Here is a 15,699-nt window from a genome sequence, read left to right on the forward strand (position 1 = left end):
GCCGGGCCGGAGGCACCCGGCCACGGTTTTCCCCGGACAACACGGGGAAAGCCCCGGTGTGGCTGTTCTCACGTCGCCAGGAGCACGTGGCCGGTGTGTACCTGTTCGGCACACCAGCCACACACCGGCCGCCGGTCGACTCCGGTGATCTCACCCGGCAGAGCCAGCACCCCGCACAGTGCGGCGATCCGACCCCGGGAGTCCGGCCGCGCGCCCACGGGCACCACGTGCCCGTGATGGGCCATCCCCGCCCAGTAGCCCTCCACGAGCCGCCCGCCGCCGTGACGGTTCCCGACGGAGTCAGCACTCACCACAGTGCCCCTCACCGGGACACTCGACCCAGACCAACACCACGTCCCGGATCAGGGCGAACATCTCCCGAGCGCCCACACCCGAGTCGCAGTGCCCCAGAACCCGCCCGTCGGGCCAGAACACACTGGCGTGCGCACCGATCTCCACTCCCCAGGCGAACAACCGCCGCCCGCACTCACCCCCACGTTCCAGCAGAGCGAACACCCGAGGAACCACCCCGGCCGCCTCCTCCGGAATCACCGCCCCTGCGAACAGCTCCGCACCACCCCACGCTTCCGACTCCCCCTCCGAGGCACACACTCCACCGCCCTGCGAACCGACTAGCATCACAACCTCCTGCACTGTGCGTACGCGCAGACACCCTACGCAACAACCAGCATGCATGTGGAATTGCAGAAAAAATAGTGGGATCCCAGATGTATCGCTCGATGTGATGACCGCAGCAAGGAAGATCCTCACTCTGGGAGGTGAAGGTTGGAGCAGGACAACGGCGAGGTCGCCAACTCCACGGTGCGACGATGGCAGCTCACGGAGACACTTCGGCAGCTGCGTGAACAAGCTGGGCTGACCATCGACCAAGCCGTCATGCGGCTCAAACAGAGCTCCGGCAAATGGTCGACCTCCAAGCTGTCGCGTATAGAGACACGGGAGCAGGGAGTACGTGTCCGGGAGGTCGAGCAGCTACTCGATCTGTACGCGGTGGAGGATGTCCAACTTCGTAACTGGGTACTCGAACTCGCCGGTACCGCCCACGAACGTGGATACTGGCTCGCCCTGCGCAAGGACCTCCCCGAGGACTTCCACTCGTTCCTCAGCGTGGAGAGCGCGCTGATCGCACTACGCCAGTTCGAGACGATGGTCTTTCCCGGCCTTCTGCAAACAGCGGACTTCGTCCGGGCGCTCATCCACGGTGCCGCTCCGGGGCTGTCCGAGGACATCGTCGAACGACGGGTGACGGCTCGTTTGGCACGACAACGCATCCTCAACCGCGAGAAGCCGTTGCAGTACCACGTCATTCTGGACGAAGCCGTGCTGGAACGCCCCGTGGGCGGATCCAGGGTCATGCGTAACCAGCTTCGTCATCTGCTCGACGAGGCAACCAGGGATCACGTGACCATCCAGATCCTTCCCAAAGCCACAGGGGCCAGCCCAGCGCTCGACGGACCGTTCTCCCTCCTGACCTTGCCCGACCCCATACCGGATTTCGGTTATGTCGAAGGCCATGGTGGCGGTGTCTACATCGAGGACCGCTCGTCCGTACGAGACTGTACGTTCAAGTTCGGGATCCTCACAGAACGTTCCTGTTCCCAAGCTGATTCGATAGCTTTGATCGAGCAAGCCCTACAGAGACACTCCTGATCCGAGGTGAACACAATGGTCAGTCAGCCTTTCGGTCCGACAACCGCCTGGCGCAAGAGCAGCCGCTCAGGAAGTGGCGGTCCCGGTGGCGGCAACTGCGTCGAGGTCGCCTTCGGCCCCGGCATCACCGCCGTGCGGGACTCCAAAACCCCCCACGACGGCACACTGACCATCCCCTCCGGCACATGGACAACCTTCCTCACCGCCCTACGCACCGGACGCTACGACCACTGAGACCCACACGTAGCCGACATCACAACCCGGTTGCCCCCAACCGGCCCACACCCACGAAACCCCTGTGCCAGGATCACCGACAACACCCCACTACCAGAAAGGAGCACACATGGCCCCACAGATGACCCCCGACGAGATGCTGCGACTCGGCAAAATCATGACCCCCTTCAACCCCACCACCGGCGCCGCCCTGATCACCGCCGCCACCGTCGACGGACAACAGACCTTCGAAGTCCACCCCGACATGCTCCCCCGCCTGTTGGCCGGACTCGAACGGGTACGCGAGAAGTATAAGAACGCTCAAGATTTGGCAGTCGAACTTACTTATATCCATCCTCCTGCTTATGACGAGGTGACAGCACAGATCACCAAGCAGATCGCTCAACGCGCCCAGGGCGGCGAGAACAGCCTGTTCGACACCGCCACAGGAATGATCAGGTGGGTGGACGAGTTCAGAGCCGCCGTCCAACAGGCCATCACCGACACCCAACGCATCGACGAGGCCAACCAAACCGCATGACCATGACACACCAGCACCTCACCCGTCTCCTGCTCGCCGCGGCCTGCATCGCCGCCCTCGCGGGCTGCGCCACCAACACCCCCGCCAACACCGACCCGAACACCACCAGCACCACCACGAAGGAGGACCCCTTCGCCATCCCGAAACCCCTCAACCTCGCCGCCATCAAGGATCCCTGCGACCTACTCACCAAGCAACAAATCCACCAGCTCGACGCCGGAGCACCACAACCCGACGGGAAATCAGCATGGGGACAACAACAATGCAAATGGCGCAACCAACAGATGACGATCAGCATCGCCCCCGATACACAGCAAAAACAAGGAATTGAGTACACAGCATTTACCAACACGGAAGACGGAAAACCAACCCACAAGGTTGACGAGTATCCGGCAGTACACGGAATAGGGAAAACGAATATTCGCTGCTCCACCTCTGTGGGAGTGACAGAAAAATACACTTTCTATGTTTCTTTCACCGTCGGTACCGAGGGGCGGGGCAATCCCGAGTACTCGGATCCGTGTGCCATGTCCGACAAAATCGCGGGCATGGTCCTGGACAACCTGCCACCGGACGAGTGATCGCGACGTCCCGCACACCGTGGTCCATGACCGGGTGACACGGCACCACCCGCACACCCCCTTCCTCGACCATGGAACCCGGTGAGCGCACTCCCCAGGGTTCCCGCTGAGGCCCACGGGCGTCGAACGCGGCTGTGAGAGGGTTCACATCTTTCGGTACTCCCGGTACGGTCTCTTCTGGGAGCGCTCCCAAACCCTGTGTCTCTCCAGAGGAGGAGAAAATGTTCCAGCGTTCCGCTCGTCGACGTACCGGTGCCCTCACCCGGATGGTGGCCCTGTCCGCCGCCGTCGCCGCGACGTTCGCCGGGGCGCAGCTGAGCCAACCCCAGCAGGCCAGCGCCCACGGATCCGCCACCGACCCGCCCTCGCGCAACTACGGCTGCTGGGACCGGTGGGCCGACGACTTCCAGTCACCGGAGATGGCCGACGAGGACCCGATGTGCTGGCAGGCGTGGCAGGACAACCCGAACGCGATGTGGAACTGGAACGGGCTGTACCTCAACGGCGTCAACGGCGACCACCAGGGCGCCGTCCCGGACGGACAGTTATGCAGCGCCGGAAGGGACCGCTACGCCGCGCTGGACGAGGTCGGCCCGTGGAAGGCCGTCACCAGGGACAACCAGTTCTCCGTGACCGTGACCGACCAGGCCGAGCACGGCGCGGACTACTACAAGGTCTACATCACCGAGCAGGGCTTCGACCCCACCACCCAGCGGCTCGGTTGGGACGACCTGGAACTGGTCACCGAGGTCGGCGAACGGCCACCCGCCACGACCACGACGATCGACGTCGACGCGGGGGACCGCACCGGACGCCACATCGTCTACACGATCTGGCAGGCCGCGCACATGGACCAGTCCTACTACTTCTGCAGTGACGTGAGATTCACCGGGAACTGACACGACGACCCCGACGGCTACCAGCCCACACCCCGCGTCGGTGTCCGGGAACCGCCCGGCACCGACGCGTTCGTGCTTCCCACCGGAGAAGAGTGCTCCTTCGCGCCGAGGCGGGAGGAGGAACAAGGACCTCTTCTCCACGCTCACGCTCTGGGCGCGTACATGATCACCGCGACTCCGAGCAGACAGACCAACGCCCCGAGCACGTCGTAGCGGTCGGGGCGGTAGCCGTCCACCACCATCCCCCAGACCAACGACCCGGCCACGAACACACCACCGTAGGCGGCCAGAATCCGTCCGAAGTGGGACTCGGGTTGCAGGGTCGCCACGAACCCGTAGGCGCCGAGCGCGGCCACCCCCGCGCCGATCCACCACCAGCCACGGCGCTCCCGCACTCCCTGCCACACCAACCACGCACCGCCTATCTCGCAGAGGGCGGCCAGCACGAACAGCGCCACGGAACCAGCGACGAGCACACCGTCCACGCTAGCCGCCCCCTCCCGCCGCTCTCCGGTACCTCACGGGCACGGCCACATCCCGGAACGCCCACACGAAAGCGTACTGTGGCAACGATCTCACTGACAGTGAGAAACCCGCTGCGTAGTGTCGATTCCGAGGAACTCGATCACGATCCTGCTACGTCTTCGGGAGCGGTCTTGCGCATCGCCTTCGGCAGCCAACCCATCTACTCGCACCTGGTTCCGGCCCTGCTTCCGCTCGCGCGGCTGGCGGCCGAGGCGGGGCACGAGGTGGTGGTACTCACCTCGGAGGAACTGTCCGAACAGGTCCGCTGGTTCGGCCTGACCCCACTGGTTCCCAGGAACATCATCGCCGCCCCGGATATTCTCCAACGTCCCGACCTGGTCGAACGGCTCGGACTGGATCCCTCCGTCATGGACGACTTCGGGCGACGCACCTTCCGTGCCGGGGCGGACTTCTTCGCCACGATGTTCGCCGGCCCCGTGGCGGGGGACAACGCGGAGGGAACCATCGAGTCCCTGAAGTCCTTCGCCCCCGACCTGCTCGTGCGCGAGTCCACCGACTACGCGAGCTACTACGCCGCCGAGTACCTCGGCATCCGACACCTCGCCCTGGACATCGGGCCGTTGGCCCCCTTCGACGAGGCCCCGGTGCTCACCAACGTCAACGAGCAGCGGGACAGGTTCGACCTGCCCCCCGTGACCGATCCGCTGCACCCCTTCCACGGTGGACGGATCGGGCTGGCCCCCGAGAGCTTCTACCCCCAACGGCTGCGATTGCAGGGCGCACGCCACCACAACGCGCCCCCACCGGCGGAGCACCGCCTCGATCCCGAACTCGCCGCCCTGCCCGACGACCGTCCCCTGGTGTTGGCCACGCTGGGGTCCAACGCCGCCAGGATCCACGACAGCGCCGAACGCACCCCGCTGCACACCATCGTGGACGTGCTCGGTGAACTCCCCGTCACCGGAGTGGTGGCCCTCGGCAGGGACATCCCGCCGGAGAGTTGGAACGGAGCGCGTCCGGACAACGTGCACCTGACCTCCTTCGTCCAACAGCAGCTCCTGCTGCCCTCCTGCGAGGTCTTCATCACCCACGGCGGTTTCAGCGGGATTCGGGAGGCACTCAGCAGCGGCGTCCCCATGACGGTGCTTCCCATGTTCGCCGAACAACCCGCCAACGCCGAACGTGTGGAACAACTGGGCGTCGGAGAACAACTCCACCTCGACGAACTCACCCACACGACACTGCGCGAGACCGTGGAGACGGTGCTGAACAGTCCCTCCTACCGGCACCGCGCCCGAGCCATGGCGCGCCAGTTCCTGGCGCTGCCACCGTTCGGGGAGATCGTGCGTGAACTGGAGGAACTGGGCGGACACGGGTGACCACCCGTACCGGCCGGGACCTCCCCGTCGGCCGTGACGGTCCGCGGCCGGTGGTTCGGCGACGCCGTCGGGTCACTTGAGCACGTCGGCACGCCAACGTCCGATCTCGCAGAACCAGGAACGCCACCTCGGGGTTCCGGCGGACGGCTTCACCTCGCTCGGCGTCTCCTCCAAGGCGTGCCCGCACTCGTGGAGTTCGGAGTTCGTCGGCGTCGTCCCGTGTTCCACCGTGTCCGGAGAAAGGTGTTCGGCACCGTCCAACAGCGCCGTGGCCGTCTCGCCCGAGCACCCTTCGTCCCCGAGAATCCTGTTCGCCATCGTCGGCTCCCCTCGTCGTGACACCCGCGGAAAAGAAGCCCGTTCCACGGGTCCGTCCTTCTTGGTCACTGTCGAGGATGCTCCACCACTGATATTAGCACAAGTGAAAAAAGCTAAATAAAACTTCAGCAGAGCTAACACGAGAATCCGTCGAGGCACACCAGGACGGAAAGCCGCGCGGCACCCGCCGTTCTCCCCACCACACGGCACTCGGAGAACCCGGAAACCCCCGGCGGAACGGTTCCGCGACCACACCACGACCGAGACGCGGCGTCGGCGAACTTCCGGGCGCCGACACCGGAAACAGCCCCGGTTAACGAGCCCTAACAGATTTGGGACACGCGTCACACCCGATGCCGGTCACGTGACGTCGGACACCGGCCTACCATCGGCTCCCATGACGGCGTCGGAGCGCTCAACGTCGAGCGAGCACGGAGACCGGCTCGACCTGATGGCGGGGTTCGAACCACCCACCCACGAACAGTGGCGGAAACAGGTCGACCAGGTGCTGCGCAGAACCGGACTGCTGGCGCGGGAGGCCTCCGCTCCCGAACAGCCGGAACGACTGCTGGAGACCGAGACCCACGACGGGATCACGGTCCGTGCGCTGTACACCCACCGGGACCCGCATCCCTGCCCCGGGCTTCCCGGGCTGGCCCCGTTCACCCGGCACAGCAGAGCAGTGGGTGCCGTCGACCGGGGCTGGGACGTCCGCCAGTACCACGACGACCCGGACACCGACACCACCAACCGCGAGATACTCGCCGACCTGGAGGGCGGCGCGGAGTCGGTGTGGCTGCGCACCGGATCGGCGGGTGTCCCCGTCCGAGAACTCGGGGACGCCCTGCACGGGATGCGCCTGGACCTGGCCGGACTCGTCCTCCAGCCCGGCGAGCACTACGCGGAGACCGCCGAGGAGCTGCTGCGGCTGGCGGCCGAACGGGACGTGCCCGGCGAGGCGCTGCGGGGCAACCTCGGAGCGGACCCCCTCGGGCTGCACGCCCGCACCGGCGAGGAGCACGACCCCGCACCGGCCGTGGAACTCGCCCACCGTTGCCGCACCCACCTGCCGGGTATGCACGCGATCAGCGTGGACGGACTGGCCTACCACGACGCGGGAGGCTCGGACGCCGAGGAACTCGGTTGTGCCGTGGCGGCCGGAGTCGAGTACCTCCGCCTGCTCACCGAGTCCGGAATCCCCACCGCCACGGCGGCGGGACTGCTGGAGTTCCGGTTGGCGGCCACAGTGGACCAGTTCACCACCGTCGCCAAACTCCGCGCGGCCCGGCGCCTCTGGGACCGCGTACTCCGGGCCTGTGGAACGCCCGAACACGCCCGGGGACAACACCAGCACGCGGTGACCTCCACCGCGATGCTCACCCGTTACGACCCCTGGGTGAACATGCTGCGTTCGGCCGTCGCCGCCTTCGCCGCCGCGGTCGGTGGGGCGACGGCGATCACCGTGCAACCGTTCGACACGCCGCTGGGACTGCCCGACTCCTTCTCCCGCCGGATCGCCCGCAACACCCAGGCGCTGCTGCTCGACGAGGCCCACCTGGGACGGGTCATCGACCCGGCGGGAGGTTCGTACTACGTGGAGTCACTGACCGACGAACTCGCCCACGCCGCCTGGAACTGGTTCCGGGAGCTCGAAGCGGCCGGAGGACTGTCCGCCGCCCTGCGCTCGGGAAGGGTCGCCGAACGGCTGGAGACCACCTGGCAACGGCGTCGGGAGGCGCTCGCCCACCGCACCGACCAGCTCACCGGGGTCAGCGAGTACCCGGAACCCGGCGAACGGCCCCTGCGTCGCCGCCCTCGTCCCACCGAACCGGAAACCGGGGGTCTGCCGCGCAGGCGTTACGCGGACGACTACGAGAAACTGCGCGACGAGGCCGAGCGGATGGCCGAACTCCCCGAGGGCCGTCCCCGCGTCTTCCTGGCCACCCTCGGGCCGCTGGCCACCCACACCGCCCGCGCCTCGTTCACCCGCAACCTGCTCGCCACCGGCGGTGTGGAGACGTACGAGGCGGGCGAGACCGACACGGCCGAAGACGTCACCGCCGAGTTCGCCGTATCCGGCACGGACCTGGCCGTGCTGTGTTCGAGCGAGGAGCTCTACGCGGAGCGCGCCGAGGCCACCGCGACCGCCCTGCGGCAGGCGGGGGCACGGCTCGTGCTGCTGGCCGGCCCTCCGTGGGAGGAGCCCCCCGCCGGGGTGGACGGGTTCGTGCACAGCCGCAGCGACGTGCCCCGGCTCCTGACCGAGATCCACCAGCAGTGGGCCAGCACCACCGACGCTTCGAGGGCCACATCATGACCAGCCACGACAGCATCCCCGACTTCACCGAGATCGAACTGGACGAGCCGCCGGCCGAGCAGAGCCCCCGGCGCTGGCACGAGCGGGTGCGCGAGAGCGCGGGCACCGACCCGGACGAGCTCGGTTGGCACACCCCGGAGGGCATCGACGTCCGACCGCTCTACACCGCCGCGGACACGGCCGGACTGCGCTTCCCGCACAGTTATCCCGGCATCGCCCCGTACCTGCGGGGGCCGTACTCCACGATGTACGTCAACCAGCCGTGGACGGTGCGGCAGTACGCGGGCTTCTCCACCGCGGCCGAGTCCAACGCGTTCTACCGGCGGAACCTGGCCGCCGGCCAGAAGGGCCTGTCGGTGGCCTTCGACCTGGCCACCCACCGGGGGTACGACTCCGACCACCCCCGGGTGGCCGGGGACGTGGGTATGGCCGGGGTGGCCATCGACTCGATCCTGGACATGCGTCAGCTGTTCGACGGGATCCCGTTGGACCGCATGAGCGTGTCGATGACCATGAACGGGGCGGTGCTGCCGGTGCTGGCGCTGTTCATCGTCGCCGCCGAGGAGCAGGGCGTGCCGCCGGAGAAGCTGGCGGGCACGATCCAGAACGACATCCTCAAGGAGTTCATGGTCCGCAACACCTACATCTACCCGCCGCAGCCGTCGATGCGGATCATCTCCGACATCTTCGCCTACACCTCGGCACGGATGCCGAAGTTCAACTCGATCTCGATCTCCGGCTACCACATCCAGGAGGCCGGAGCCACCGCCGACCTGGAACTGGCCTACACCCTCGCCGACGGGCTGGACTACATCCGCGCGGGGTTGAACGCCGGTCTGGACATCGACGCGTTCGCCCCCCGGTTGTCGTTCTTCTGGGGGATCGGGATGCACTTCGGCATGGAGGTGGCCAAGCTGCGCGCGGCCCGGCTGCTGTGGGCGAGGCTCGTCTCGGAGTTCGGGGCCACCGACCCCAAGTCGCTGTCGCTGCGCACCCACTCGCAGACCTCGGGGTGGTCGTTGACCGCCCAGGACGCGTTCAACAACGTGGTCCGCACCTGCGTGGAGGCCATGGCCGCCACCCAGGGCCACACCCAGTCGCTGCACACCAACGCCCTGGACGAGGCCCTGGCCCTGCCGACCGACTTCTCGGCCCGCATCGCCCGCAACACCCAGCTGCTGCTCCAGCAGGAGTCCGGAACCACCCGGGTCATCGACCCGTGGGGAGGCAGTCACTACGTGGAACGCCTCACCCAGGACCTGGCCGAGCGGGCCCAAGCCCACCTGGACGAGATCGAGCAGGCCGGCGGCATGGCCGCCGCCATCGACGCCGGGATCCCGAAGATGCGCATCGAGGAGGCCGCCGCCCGCACCCAGGCGCGCATCGACTCCGGACGACAGCCGGTGATCGGGGTCAACCGCTACGCCCCGGACGAAACCGAGGACGGCTCCTTCGAGGTGCGCAAGGTGGACAACAGCGCCGTCCGGAACGAGCAGCTCGACAAGCTGCGCAGACTGCGTGAAGAACGTGACGGGCAGCGCTGCGCCGAGGCGCTGCGCCGACTCACCGCGGCCGCGCAGGCCACCGTGGACGGCAACCGCCCCGACGACCTGGAGCACAACCTGCTCACCCTGGCCGTGGACGCCGCCCGCGCCCACGCCACCGTCGGCGAGATCTCCGACGCCCTGGAGGCCGCCTTCGGCAGGCACTCCGGCCAGATCCGTACCATCTCCGGGGTGTACAGCGAGGAGGCGGGCGAGAACGCGGGCATCGAGCGCACCCGCGAGCTGGTGGAGGAGTTCACCGCCGACGAGGGGCGCAGGCCGCGGATCCTGGTGGCCAAGATGGGCCAGGACGGCCACGACCGGGGGCAGAAGGTCATCGCCACCGCCTTCGCCGACCTCGGCTTCGACGTCGACGTGGGTCCGCTGTTCCAGACTCCCGAGGAGGTGGCCCGGCAGGCGGTGGAGTCCGACGTGCACATCGTCGGGGTGTCCTCCCTGGCTGCGGGGCACCTGACCCTGGTCCCCGCCCTGCGCGCGGCGTTGGACGAGCAGGGCGGTGCGGACATCGTGATCGTCGTCGGCGGGGTCATCCCTCCGGGCGACCACGCGGCGCTGCACGAGTCCGGCGCCGCCGCGGTGTTCGGCCCCGGCACCGTCATCGCCGAGGCCGCCGGGACCCTGCTGCACCGTCTCCGCACCGAACTCGGCCACCCGAGCGCGCACTGACCCCCTCGGCACCGCAGCGAAACGGACGCTCCATCCATGCCGCGCACCATCGACGTCGACACCTACGCAACGGGGGTGCTGGACGGCTCGCGTGCCGCCCTCGCCCGAGCCATCACCCTCGTCGAGTCCACCCGACCCGACCACAGGGAGAAGGCCCAGTCCCTGCTGACCCGGCTGCTTCCGCACTCCGGTGGCTCCCACCGTCTCGGCATCACCGGTGTCCCCGGGGTCGGCAAGTCCACGTTCATCGAGGCGCTCGGCACCCGCCTCGTCGCCGAGGGGCACCGGGTGGGGGTGCTGGCGGTGGACCCCTCCTCCCAACGCAGTGGCGGCAGCATCCTCGGCGACAAGACCCGCATGGGCTCGCTGGCCACCGAGTCGGACGCCTTCATCCGCCCCTCCCCCACCGCGGGGACCCTCGGCGGGGTGGCCCGGGCGACCAGGGAGACCATCGTGCTCATGGAGGCCGCCGGATTCGACGTGGTGCTGGTGGAAACCGTCGGGGTCGGCCAGTCCGAGACCGCCGTGGCCGGCATGGTGGACTGCTTCCTGCTGCTGACCCTGGCACGGACCGGTGACCAGTTGCAGGGCATCAAGAAGGGCGTGCTGGAACTGGCCGATCTGGTCGCGGTGAACAAGGCCGACGGCGAGCACCGGGGCGAGGCCCGCGAGACGGCGCGGGAGCTGCGGGGGGCGCTCCGGCTGCTCACCCCGTCGAACGCCTCCTGGAAACCCCGGGTGCTCACCTGTAGCGGTCTCACCGGGACCGGGCTGGAGGAGCTGTGGCAACAGGTCACCGAGCACCGGGCCACGCTGGAGGAGGCCGGGGAACTGGCGGAGAAACGCCGGAACCAGCGTCTGGAGTGGACCTGGGAGCTGGTGCGGGACCAGCTCGTCGACGAGTTGGTGCGCGATCCCGAGGTGGGCAGGGTGCGTGCCGAGGTCGAACGCCGGGTTCTCGACGGCGAACTCACCGCCGGTATCGCCGCCGAACGCATGTTAAGGGCGTTCCGCTCCCACTGACCCGCACACCCGCAGGGCGAGCAACTCCCCCATCGCCCCGGCGTCCAGAGGGACGCCGTAGTACTCCCCGGCCGCGATCTCGCAGCCCGCCTCGTACCACCAGCGGGCCTGCCGCGCGGTGCGCACCTCCGGTACGGCCACCGGAATCCCCTGCTCCCGCACCAGCGGGATCGTGCCGCACAGCGCCCTGAACTCGGGAGACTCCTCTCCGGCGTCGTCGTCGACCAGCCGCACGAGCTCCGGTGACAACAGCACCGCCTGGGTGGGATGCTCCCGCAGGAAACGCAGTTCCGCCGGGGAGGCGCGGAACTCGTGGGCGGCTGTCCGCACCCCCGTGGCGGCGAGGGTGTCCAGGTTGTCCCTGGCCTCACCTCCGCTGCGCATCAAGGCGCCCATGGACACGCACAACCGCAGCCGGTCCGCCGCGAGCGTTCCGGAGCCCACGGTCCTGCGGACCGTTCCGACCAGGTCCGGGTCCCTGGACTGGTTGGGGCTGAGTCCCACCACCAGCTGCGGACACAGTCCCCGCTCGTGCCACTGTTCCAGCTGTCTCCACGCGGTCTCCAGCATCCAGTCCCGCAGTGACAACGTGATGCCGGACCGCTCGGCCAGACGTAGACACTCCTCGTGGCCGAGTTCGTCGTGGTCCGGGGGTTGCCAGCTCAACCGCGCCTCCACCCCCGTGATCCGCTCCTCCGGCAGGGAGACCAGGGGGCGATAGCGCACCTCGAACTCCCCGAGTTCCAGGGCTCCGGGCATGGTGGCGGCCAGTTTGGAGTCCGAACGCTCCAGCGGAGCCCGGTCCGGGTCGAACAGCGCCCACTGTCGTTTGCCGGCCTGTTCGGCGTTGCGCAGCGCCACCTCCGCCGCCCACATCATGTCCGCCGGTTCCCGGTCACCCACCGCGCGCTGGATGACTCCGATACTGGCCGTGGGAGCCAGCCCGTTCTCCCCGATGTAGATCGGCTCGTCCAGTTCCCGGTTGATCAGTTCGGCGAACTCGGCGACGCCGGGAGTGTGCGGCCCCTGGCGCACCAGCACGGCGAACTGGGTACCGCCGATGCGGGCCACCAAGCCGTCCTCCCCCTCGACGAGCCGCTGGAGCCTGTTGGCCACCGCCCGGACGATGGCGTCACCGGTCTCGTAGCCCAGCCCCTCGTTGATCAGACCGAAACCGTCCAGGCGTAACTGGTACAGCGTGAGGCGGTCCTCGGCCGGCGAACCGGCCAGCGCGGTTTCCAGCCTGGACCAGAAGTGCTGCCGGTTCGGCAGTCCCGTGACGCTGTCGTGCAGTGTCTGGTGCCGCAGCCGCTCCTGCAGATAGCTCAGTTCCCGCAGGTCCTCCACCATCACGACGAAACGGGTCGGCTCGCCGTTCTCGTCGCGCAGCCCCGACAGGGCCACGTAGGTCCAGGCGGTGCCGCCGTCGGCGCGTCGCAGGTCGCATCGCTCCCGCAGCCCGCTGCGGGCTCCCCGCAGCAGGTCGGCGTAGGCGCCCGAGACGACGTCGGTCTGCCCGGCGGGGAACAACTGGTCCAGGCGCAGGGACAGCAGTTCCCGCTCGGAGTAACCGAGGGTGTCCTTCAGGGCGTCGTTGACGTCCAGGAACGTCCCCTCCAGGTCACAGATCCCCATCCCCACGGGCGTGTTCCGGAAGATCTCCCGGAACCGGTCCTCGCTGACCCGGAGCCGACGATCGGTGTCCAGTTTGGTCCTCAACAGGGCGCGACGCAGCGTCTCCTGCTGGTCGAGGGTGCTGGCCTGGCGGGCCTCGGTGTATCCCGCCGCCACGGCGGCCAGCAACCCGACGACATCACGGGTCTCCTCGGTGCGCTGCGGCAGCAGGGCGTCGCAGAGCAACTCCAGGGTCCAGGTGAGGCTCTCCTCGCCCGTGGCGTTCAACCGGACCAACTGCTCGCCCACCGAACGACCGGCCCGCTCGGCCAGGGTCGGGTCCCCGAGCGCCTCCACCAAGCGCTCCACCAACGCGTGCGTGCGCTCCTCGAGCTCGCCACGACTCATCGGCACGTAGCAGGTGCGGACCAGTCCTCCGGCCCAGCGCGCCGCGAGCTCCGCGCACCAGGACGCACTCCCCCACCGGGGAAGTTCCGGAGTCCCCGCGAGCCCCTCCCCCGAAACACCGCTCCCGGAACCAGCGCGACTCATTCCACCTCTCCCTCGGTGTTCCGTCCGGACTCACCACCACACGAACCACACGGATCACACATCGCGTGCTGCGAATCGCATACCGGAGTTCCCGCAATCACGCAACCGGGGATCCTCGTTCTCACGGTTTGTAACCGACACCGGCGTAGATCTGCTCGGCACCGGGCGTCCGCACGTCCTCGGCGTGTTCCGGGCGCCACAGCCCCGTGCCCACCACTCCGGGCTCCACCAGTTCGAAGCCGTCGAAGAACGCGCTTACCTCCGCGTGGGAACGCGGGTACACCGGATTCGCGCTGCCGCGCATCACCTCGACGACCTGCCGCATGTTCTCCGGTGCGAGGTCGGCCGTGAAGTGCGACAGGGCCAGGCAACTGCCGCTCGGCAGAGCCTCCCGGTAACGGCGCACCACCTCCTCGGGGCGGTCCTGGGGAAAGGCGAAGTGCAGCACTCCCACCAACAACAGGCCTATGGGTTCGGAGAAGTCCAGCAGGCGGCGGGTGTACGGATGCCCGAGCACGCGGTCGGGATCCAGCAGGTCGGCGCGCAGCATGGCTGCGTGTGGGTCGTTGCGCAGCAACAACTCGCTGTGCGCGACCGCGACCGGTTCACGGTCCACATAGACCACCCGGCAGCCCCGCCCAGCCCGTTCGGTTATCTCGTGCACACTGCCCGCGGTGGGGATTCCCGTTCCCAGGTCGACGAACTGCCGTATTCCGGCTCCGAGCAGAGTGAGCACGGCCCGGCGCAGGAACCCCCGGTTCAGCCGAGCCACGTCACGCGCGCTGGGCAGTGCGGTCAGGAACCGCTCACCCAGCCGTCGGTCGGCCACGAAGTTGTGCGCACCACCCAGCAGGTAGTCGTACACCCTGGCCGCGGTGGGAACCTCCTCGTCCAGACTCCGCGGCAACCAACCGGTCCGTGCCGTCATCCCACCACCTCGTCGGCTCCGTCACACGCACCAAGGCTACTGGGCGACTCCGACGAATCGGTCCGACACCGACTCCCCGGAACGACCCGCACGGGCACGAGCGACGGACGAACGTCTCGCCCGTGACCGCCCAACGTCACTGTGACGATGCTCGTCCACGGTGCGGTGCCTCGGCAAGCACGGCGGACACCGAATCGCTCCACACGGGCCAACACGTCACGGCCTCAGAACAATCGCCCCCACTCCGGTGGGGACAGCTCCAGCAGCCAGCCCGCCCCGAGCAGCAGCATCCCGACAGTGATCACGAACCAGACCAGCAGCCAGACCCCACCGGCCACTCCGGTCAACCGGGCGAGCTGGTCCGCATCGGAGTTCGCCGCCCTGCCCCCACGACGCTTGCGGGCCAGCTCGAACAGTGGCCGCACCCCGCCCAACAGCAGCAGCCAGCTCAGCAGCTCGGCGCAGACCAGCCGGAGCCCCGCGTCACCCCACCAGGCCAGGGCCGCGAGCACACCACCGGTGACCACCACGGCCAGCACCCCGTAGAGATTGCGCAGCGCCACCAGCAACAACGCCAACGAGGCCACCGCGGCCCAGAGCAGCGTCTCCGGGTGTCCCCCGGAAACCAGCCCGGAGGCCGCCAGTCCCAACAGCGAGACGGTCGGATACCCGGCGAACAGGGTGAGCACCATCCCCGGGCCGTGCGCGGGACCCGTGGAGACCGTCAGCCCGGAGGTGTCCGAATGCAACCGGATCCCGTTGAGCTTGCGGCCGCTGAGCAGCGCCACCCCGGCGTGCCCGCCCTCGTGGGCGATGGTGACCACATTGCGCAGCACCCGCCAGCTGCCCCGGTAACCGACCAGCACGAGCGCGAGCAGCCCGACCACCGGAGCGGGCACGGAGTCCACGAGAGACGACAGGTCACGGCCGAGTTCGTCCATGGAAC

General features: G+C 68.3%; 16 protein-coding genes. 9 read left to right on the forward strand and 7 right to left on the reverse strand.

Features of this window, described 5'->3' with window-relative positions; translation table 11 throughout:
- Window positions 1–68: 68 nt before the first annotated feature.
- Both ACTMO_RS0110355 and ACTMO_RS0110360 read right to left on the reverse strand, forming a co-directional pair.
- A complete protein-coding gene (locus ACTMO_RS0110355; RefSeq protein ID WP_157062859.1) occupies window positions 69–311 on the reverse strand; it encodes a hypothetical protein in 243 nt (80 codons plus the stop codon).
- On the reverse strand, window positions 301–639 hold the full coding sequence (locus ACTMO_RS0110360) for a hypothetical protein (RefSeq protein WP_019854622.1): 339 nt from the start codon (window positions 637–639) through the stop codon (window positions 301–303). The genes ACTMO_RS0110355 and ACTMO_RS0110360 overlap by 11 nt, the downstream gene beginning before the upstream one ends.
- A gap of 147 nt (window positions 640–786) precedes the next feature.
- On the opposite strand from ACTMO_RS0110360, the gene ACTMO_RS0110365 reads away from it, so the two are divergent.
- The 5 genes from ACTMO_RS0110365 (at window position 787) to ACTMO_RS0110385 (ending at window position 3,905) form a co-directional block, all read left to right on the forward strand.
- Window positions 787–1,671, forward strand: a complete 885-nt coding sequence (locus ACTMO_RS0110365; RefSeq protein ID WP_019854623.1) for a helix-turn-helix domain-containing protein — start codon at window positions 787–789, stop codon at window positions 1,669–1,671.
- A 15-nt stretch (window positions 1,672–1,686) separates the two neighbouring features.
- Window positions 1,687–1,905, forward strand: coding sequence for a DUF397 domain-containing protein (locus ACTMO_RS0110370; protein ID WP_019854624.1), 219 nt, complete (start codon window positions 1,687–1,689; stop codon window positions 1,903–1,905).
- Window positions 1,906–2,014: 109 nt separating this feature from the next.
- Window positions 2,015–2,425, forward strand: a complete 411-nt coding sequence (locus ACTMO_RS0110375; protein WP_019854625.1) for a hypothetical protein — start codon at window positions 2,015–2,017, stop codon at window positions 2,423–2,425.
- The gene (locus ACTMO_RS23460; RefSeq protein WP_211212940.1) at window positions 2,422–3,006 is read left to right on the forward strand and encodes a DUF3558 domain-containing protein; all 585 of its coding nucleotides are present in this window, start codon (window positions 2,422–2,424) and stop codon (window positions 3,004–3,006) included. The genes ACTMO_RS0110375 and ACTMO_RS23460 overlap by 4 nt, the downstream gene beginning before the upstream one ends.
- A 221-nt stretch (window positions 3,007–3,227) precedes the next feature.
- Entirely contained in the window at window positions 3,228–3,905 is a 678-nt protein-coding gene (locus tag ACTMO_RS0110385; RefSeq protein ID WP_019854627.1) for a lytic polysaccharide monooxygenase auxiliary activity family 9 protein, read from the forward strand.
- A gap of 143 nt (window positions 3,906–4,048) precedes the next feature.
- Here ACTMO_RS0110385 and ACTMO_RS0110390 read toward each other — a convergent pair whose 3' ends face one another.
- Window positions 4,049–4,381 (reverse strand): YnfA family protein, encoded by a 333-nt coding sequence (locus tag ACTMO_RS0110390; RefSeq protein ID WP_026449073.1) that lies wholly within the window; start codon window positions 4,379–4,381, stop codon window positions 4,049–4,051.
- A 180-nt stretch (window positions 4,382–4,561) separates the two neighbouring features.
- On the opposite strand from ACTMO_RS0110390, the gene ACTMO_RS0110395 reads away from it, so the two are divergent.
- Window positions 4,562–5,770: a glycosyltransferase gene (locus ACTMO_RS0110395; protein WP_019854629.1), complete on the forward strand. Its 1,209-nt coding sequence runs from the start codon at window positions 4,562–4,564 to the stop codon at window positions 5,768–5,770.
- 72 nt (window positions 5,771–5,842) lie between these two features.
- Here the strand turns inward: ACTMO_RS0110395 and ACTMO_RS0110400 are convergent, their stop codons facing one another.
- Window positions 5,843–6,088: a hypothetical protein gene (locus tag ACTMO_RS0110400; RefSeq protein WP_019854630.1), complete on the reverse strand. Its 246-nt coding sequence runs from the start codon at window positions 6,086–6,088 to the stop codon at window positions 5,843–5,845.
- A 397-nt stretch (window positions 6,089–6,485) separates the two neighbouring features.
- Here ACTMO_RS0110400 and ACTMO_RS0110405 point away from each other — a divergent pair, with 397 nt between their 5' ends.
- Genes ACTMO_RS0110405 through meaB form a run of 3 tightly spaced genes read left to right on the forward strand, consistent with a single transcriptional unit; the run spans window position 6,486 to window position 11,659 of the window.
- On the forward strand, window positions 6,486–8,405 hold the full coding sequence (locus ACTMO_RS0110405; RefSeq protein ID WP_026449074.1) for a methylmalonyl-CoA mutase family protein: 1,920 nt from the start codon (window positions 6,486–6,488) through the stop codon (window positions 8,403–8,405).
- The gene (scpA, locus tag ACTMO_RS0110410; RefSeq protein WP_026449075.1) at window positions 8,402–10,636 is read left to right on the forward strand and encodes a methylmalonyl-CoA mutase; all 2,235 of its coding nucleotides are present in this window, start codon (window positions 8,402–8,404) and stop codon (window positions 10,634–10,636) included. Before ACTMO_RS0110405 ends, scpA begins: the two co-directional genes overlap by 4 nt.
- A gap of 36 nt (window positions 10,637–10,672) precedes the next feature.
- Window positions 10,673–11,659 (forward strand): methylmalonyl Co-A mutase-associated GTPase MeaB, encoded by a 987-nt coding sequence (gene meaB / locus ACTMO_RS0110415; protein ID WP_019854633.1) that lies wholly within the window; start codon window positions 10,673–10,675, stop codon window positions 11,657–11,659.
- Here meaB and ACTMO_RS20910 read toward each other — a convergent pair.
- The 3 genes from ACTMO_RS20910 to ACTMO_RS0110430 form a co-directional block, all read right to left on the reverse strand.
- Window positions 11,636–13,825: a putative bifunctional diguanylate cyclase/phosphodiesterase gene (locus ACTMO_RS20910; RefSeq protein ID WP_051099068.1), complete on the reverse strand. Its 2,190-nt coding sequence runs from the start codon at window positions 13,823–13,825 to the stop codon at window positions 11,636–11,638. The genes meaB and ACTMO_RS20910 overlap by 24 nt on opposite strands.
- A gap of 121 nt (window positions 13,826–13,946) precedes the next feature.
- On the reverse strand, window positions 13,947–14,753 hold the full coding sequence (locus tag ACTMO_RS0110425) for an SAM-dependent methyltransferase (RefSeq protein ID WP_019854635.1): 807 nt from the start codon (window positions 14,751–14,753) through the stop codon (window positions 13,947–13,949).
- 224 nt (window positions 14,754–14,977) lie between these two features.
- Window positions 14,978–15,694, reverse strand: coding sequence for a M50 family metallopeptidase (locus tag ACTMO_RS0110430; protein WP_019854636.1), 717 nt, complete (start codon window positions 15,692–15,694; stop codon window positions 14,978–14,980).
- Window positions 15,695–15,699: the final 5 nt, after the last annotated feature.

Source organism: Actinopolyspora mortivallis DSM 44261, assembly GCF_000384035.1.
Lineage (GTDB): Bacteria > Actinomycetota > Actinomycetes > Mycobacteriales > Pseudonocardiaceae > Actinopolyspora > Actinopolyspora mortivallis.

Excerpts from the sequence above, each read along its gene's own strand:
- ACTMO_RS20910 (WP_051099068.1), bottom strand. The coding sequence starts at position 13,825 with ATGAGTCGCGCTGGTTCCGGGAGCGGTGTTTCGGGGGAGGGGCTCGCG.
- ACTMO_RS0110360 (WP_019854622.1), bottom strand. The coding sequence starts at position 639 with ATGCTAGTCGGTTCGCAGGGCGGTGGAGTGTGTGCCTCGGAGGGGGAG.
- ACTMO_RS0110400 (WP_019854630.1), bottom strand. The coding sequence starts at position 6,088 with ATGGCGAACAGGATTCTCGGGGACGAAGGGTGCTCGGGCGAGACGGCC.
- ACTMO_RS0110425 (WP_019854635.1), bottom strand. The coding sequence starts at position 14,753 with ATGACGGCACGGACCGGTTGGTTGCCGCGGAGTCTGGACGAGGAGGTT.
- ACTMO_RS0110375 (WP_019854625.1), top strand. The coding sequence starts at position 2,015 with ATGGCCCCACAGATGACCCCCGACGAGATGCTGCGACTCGGCAAAATC.
- meaB (WP_019854633.1), top strand. The coding sequence starts at position 10,673 with ATGCCGCGCACCATCGACGTCGACACCTACGCAACGGGGGTGCTGGAC.
- ACTMO_RS0110405 (WP_026449074.1), top strand. The coding sequence starts at position 6,486 with ATGACGGCGTCGGAGCGCTCAACGTCGAGCGAGCACGGAGACCGGCTC.
- ACTMO_RS0110385 (WP_019854627.1), top strand. The coding sequence starts at position 3,228 with ATGTTCCAGCGTTCCGCTCGTCGACGTACCGGTGCCCTCACCCGGATG.
- ACTMO_RS0110370 (WP_019854624.1), top strand. The coding sequence starts at position 1,687 with ATGGTCAGTCAGCCTTTCGGTCCGACAACCGCCTGGCGCAAGAGCAGC.
- ACTMO_RS0110430 (WP_019854636.1), bottom strand. The coding sequence starts at position 15,694 with ATGGACGAACTCGGCCGTGACCTGTCGTCTCTCGTGGACTCCGTGCCC.
- scpA (WP_026449075.1), top strand. The coding sequence starts at position 8,402 with ATGACCAGCCACGACAGCATCCCCGACTTCACCGAGATCGAACTGGAC.
- ACTMO_RS23460 (WP_211212940.1), top strand. The coding sequence starts at position 2,422 with ATGACCATGACACACCAGCACCTCACCCGTCTCCTGCTCGCCGCGGCC.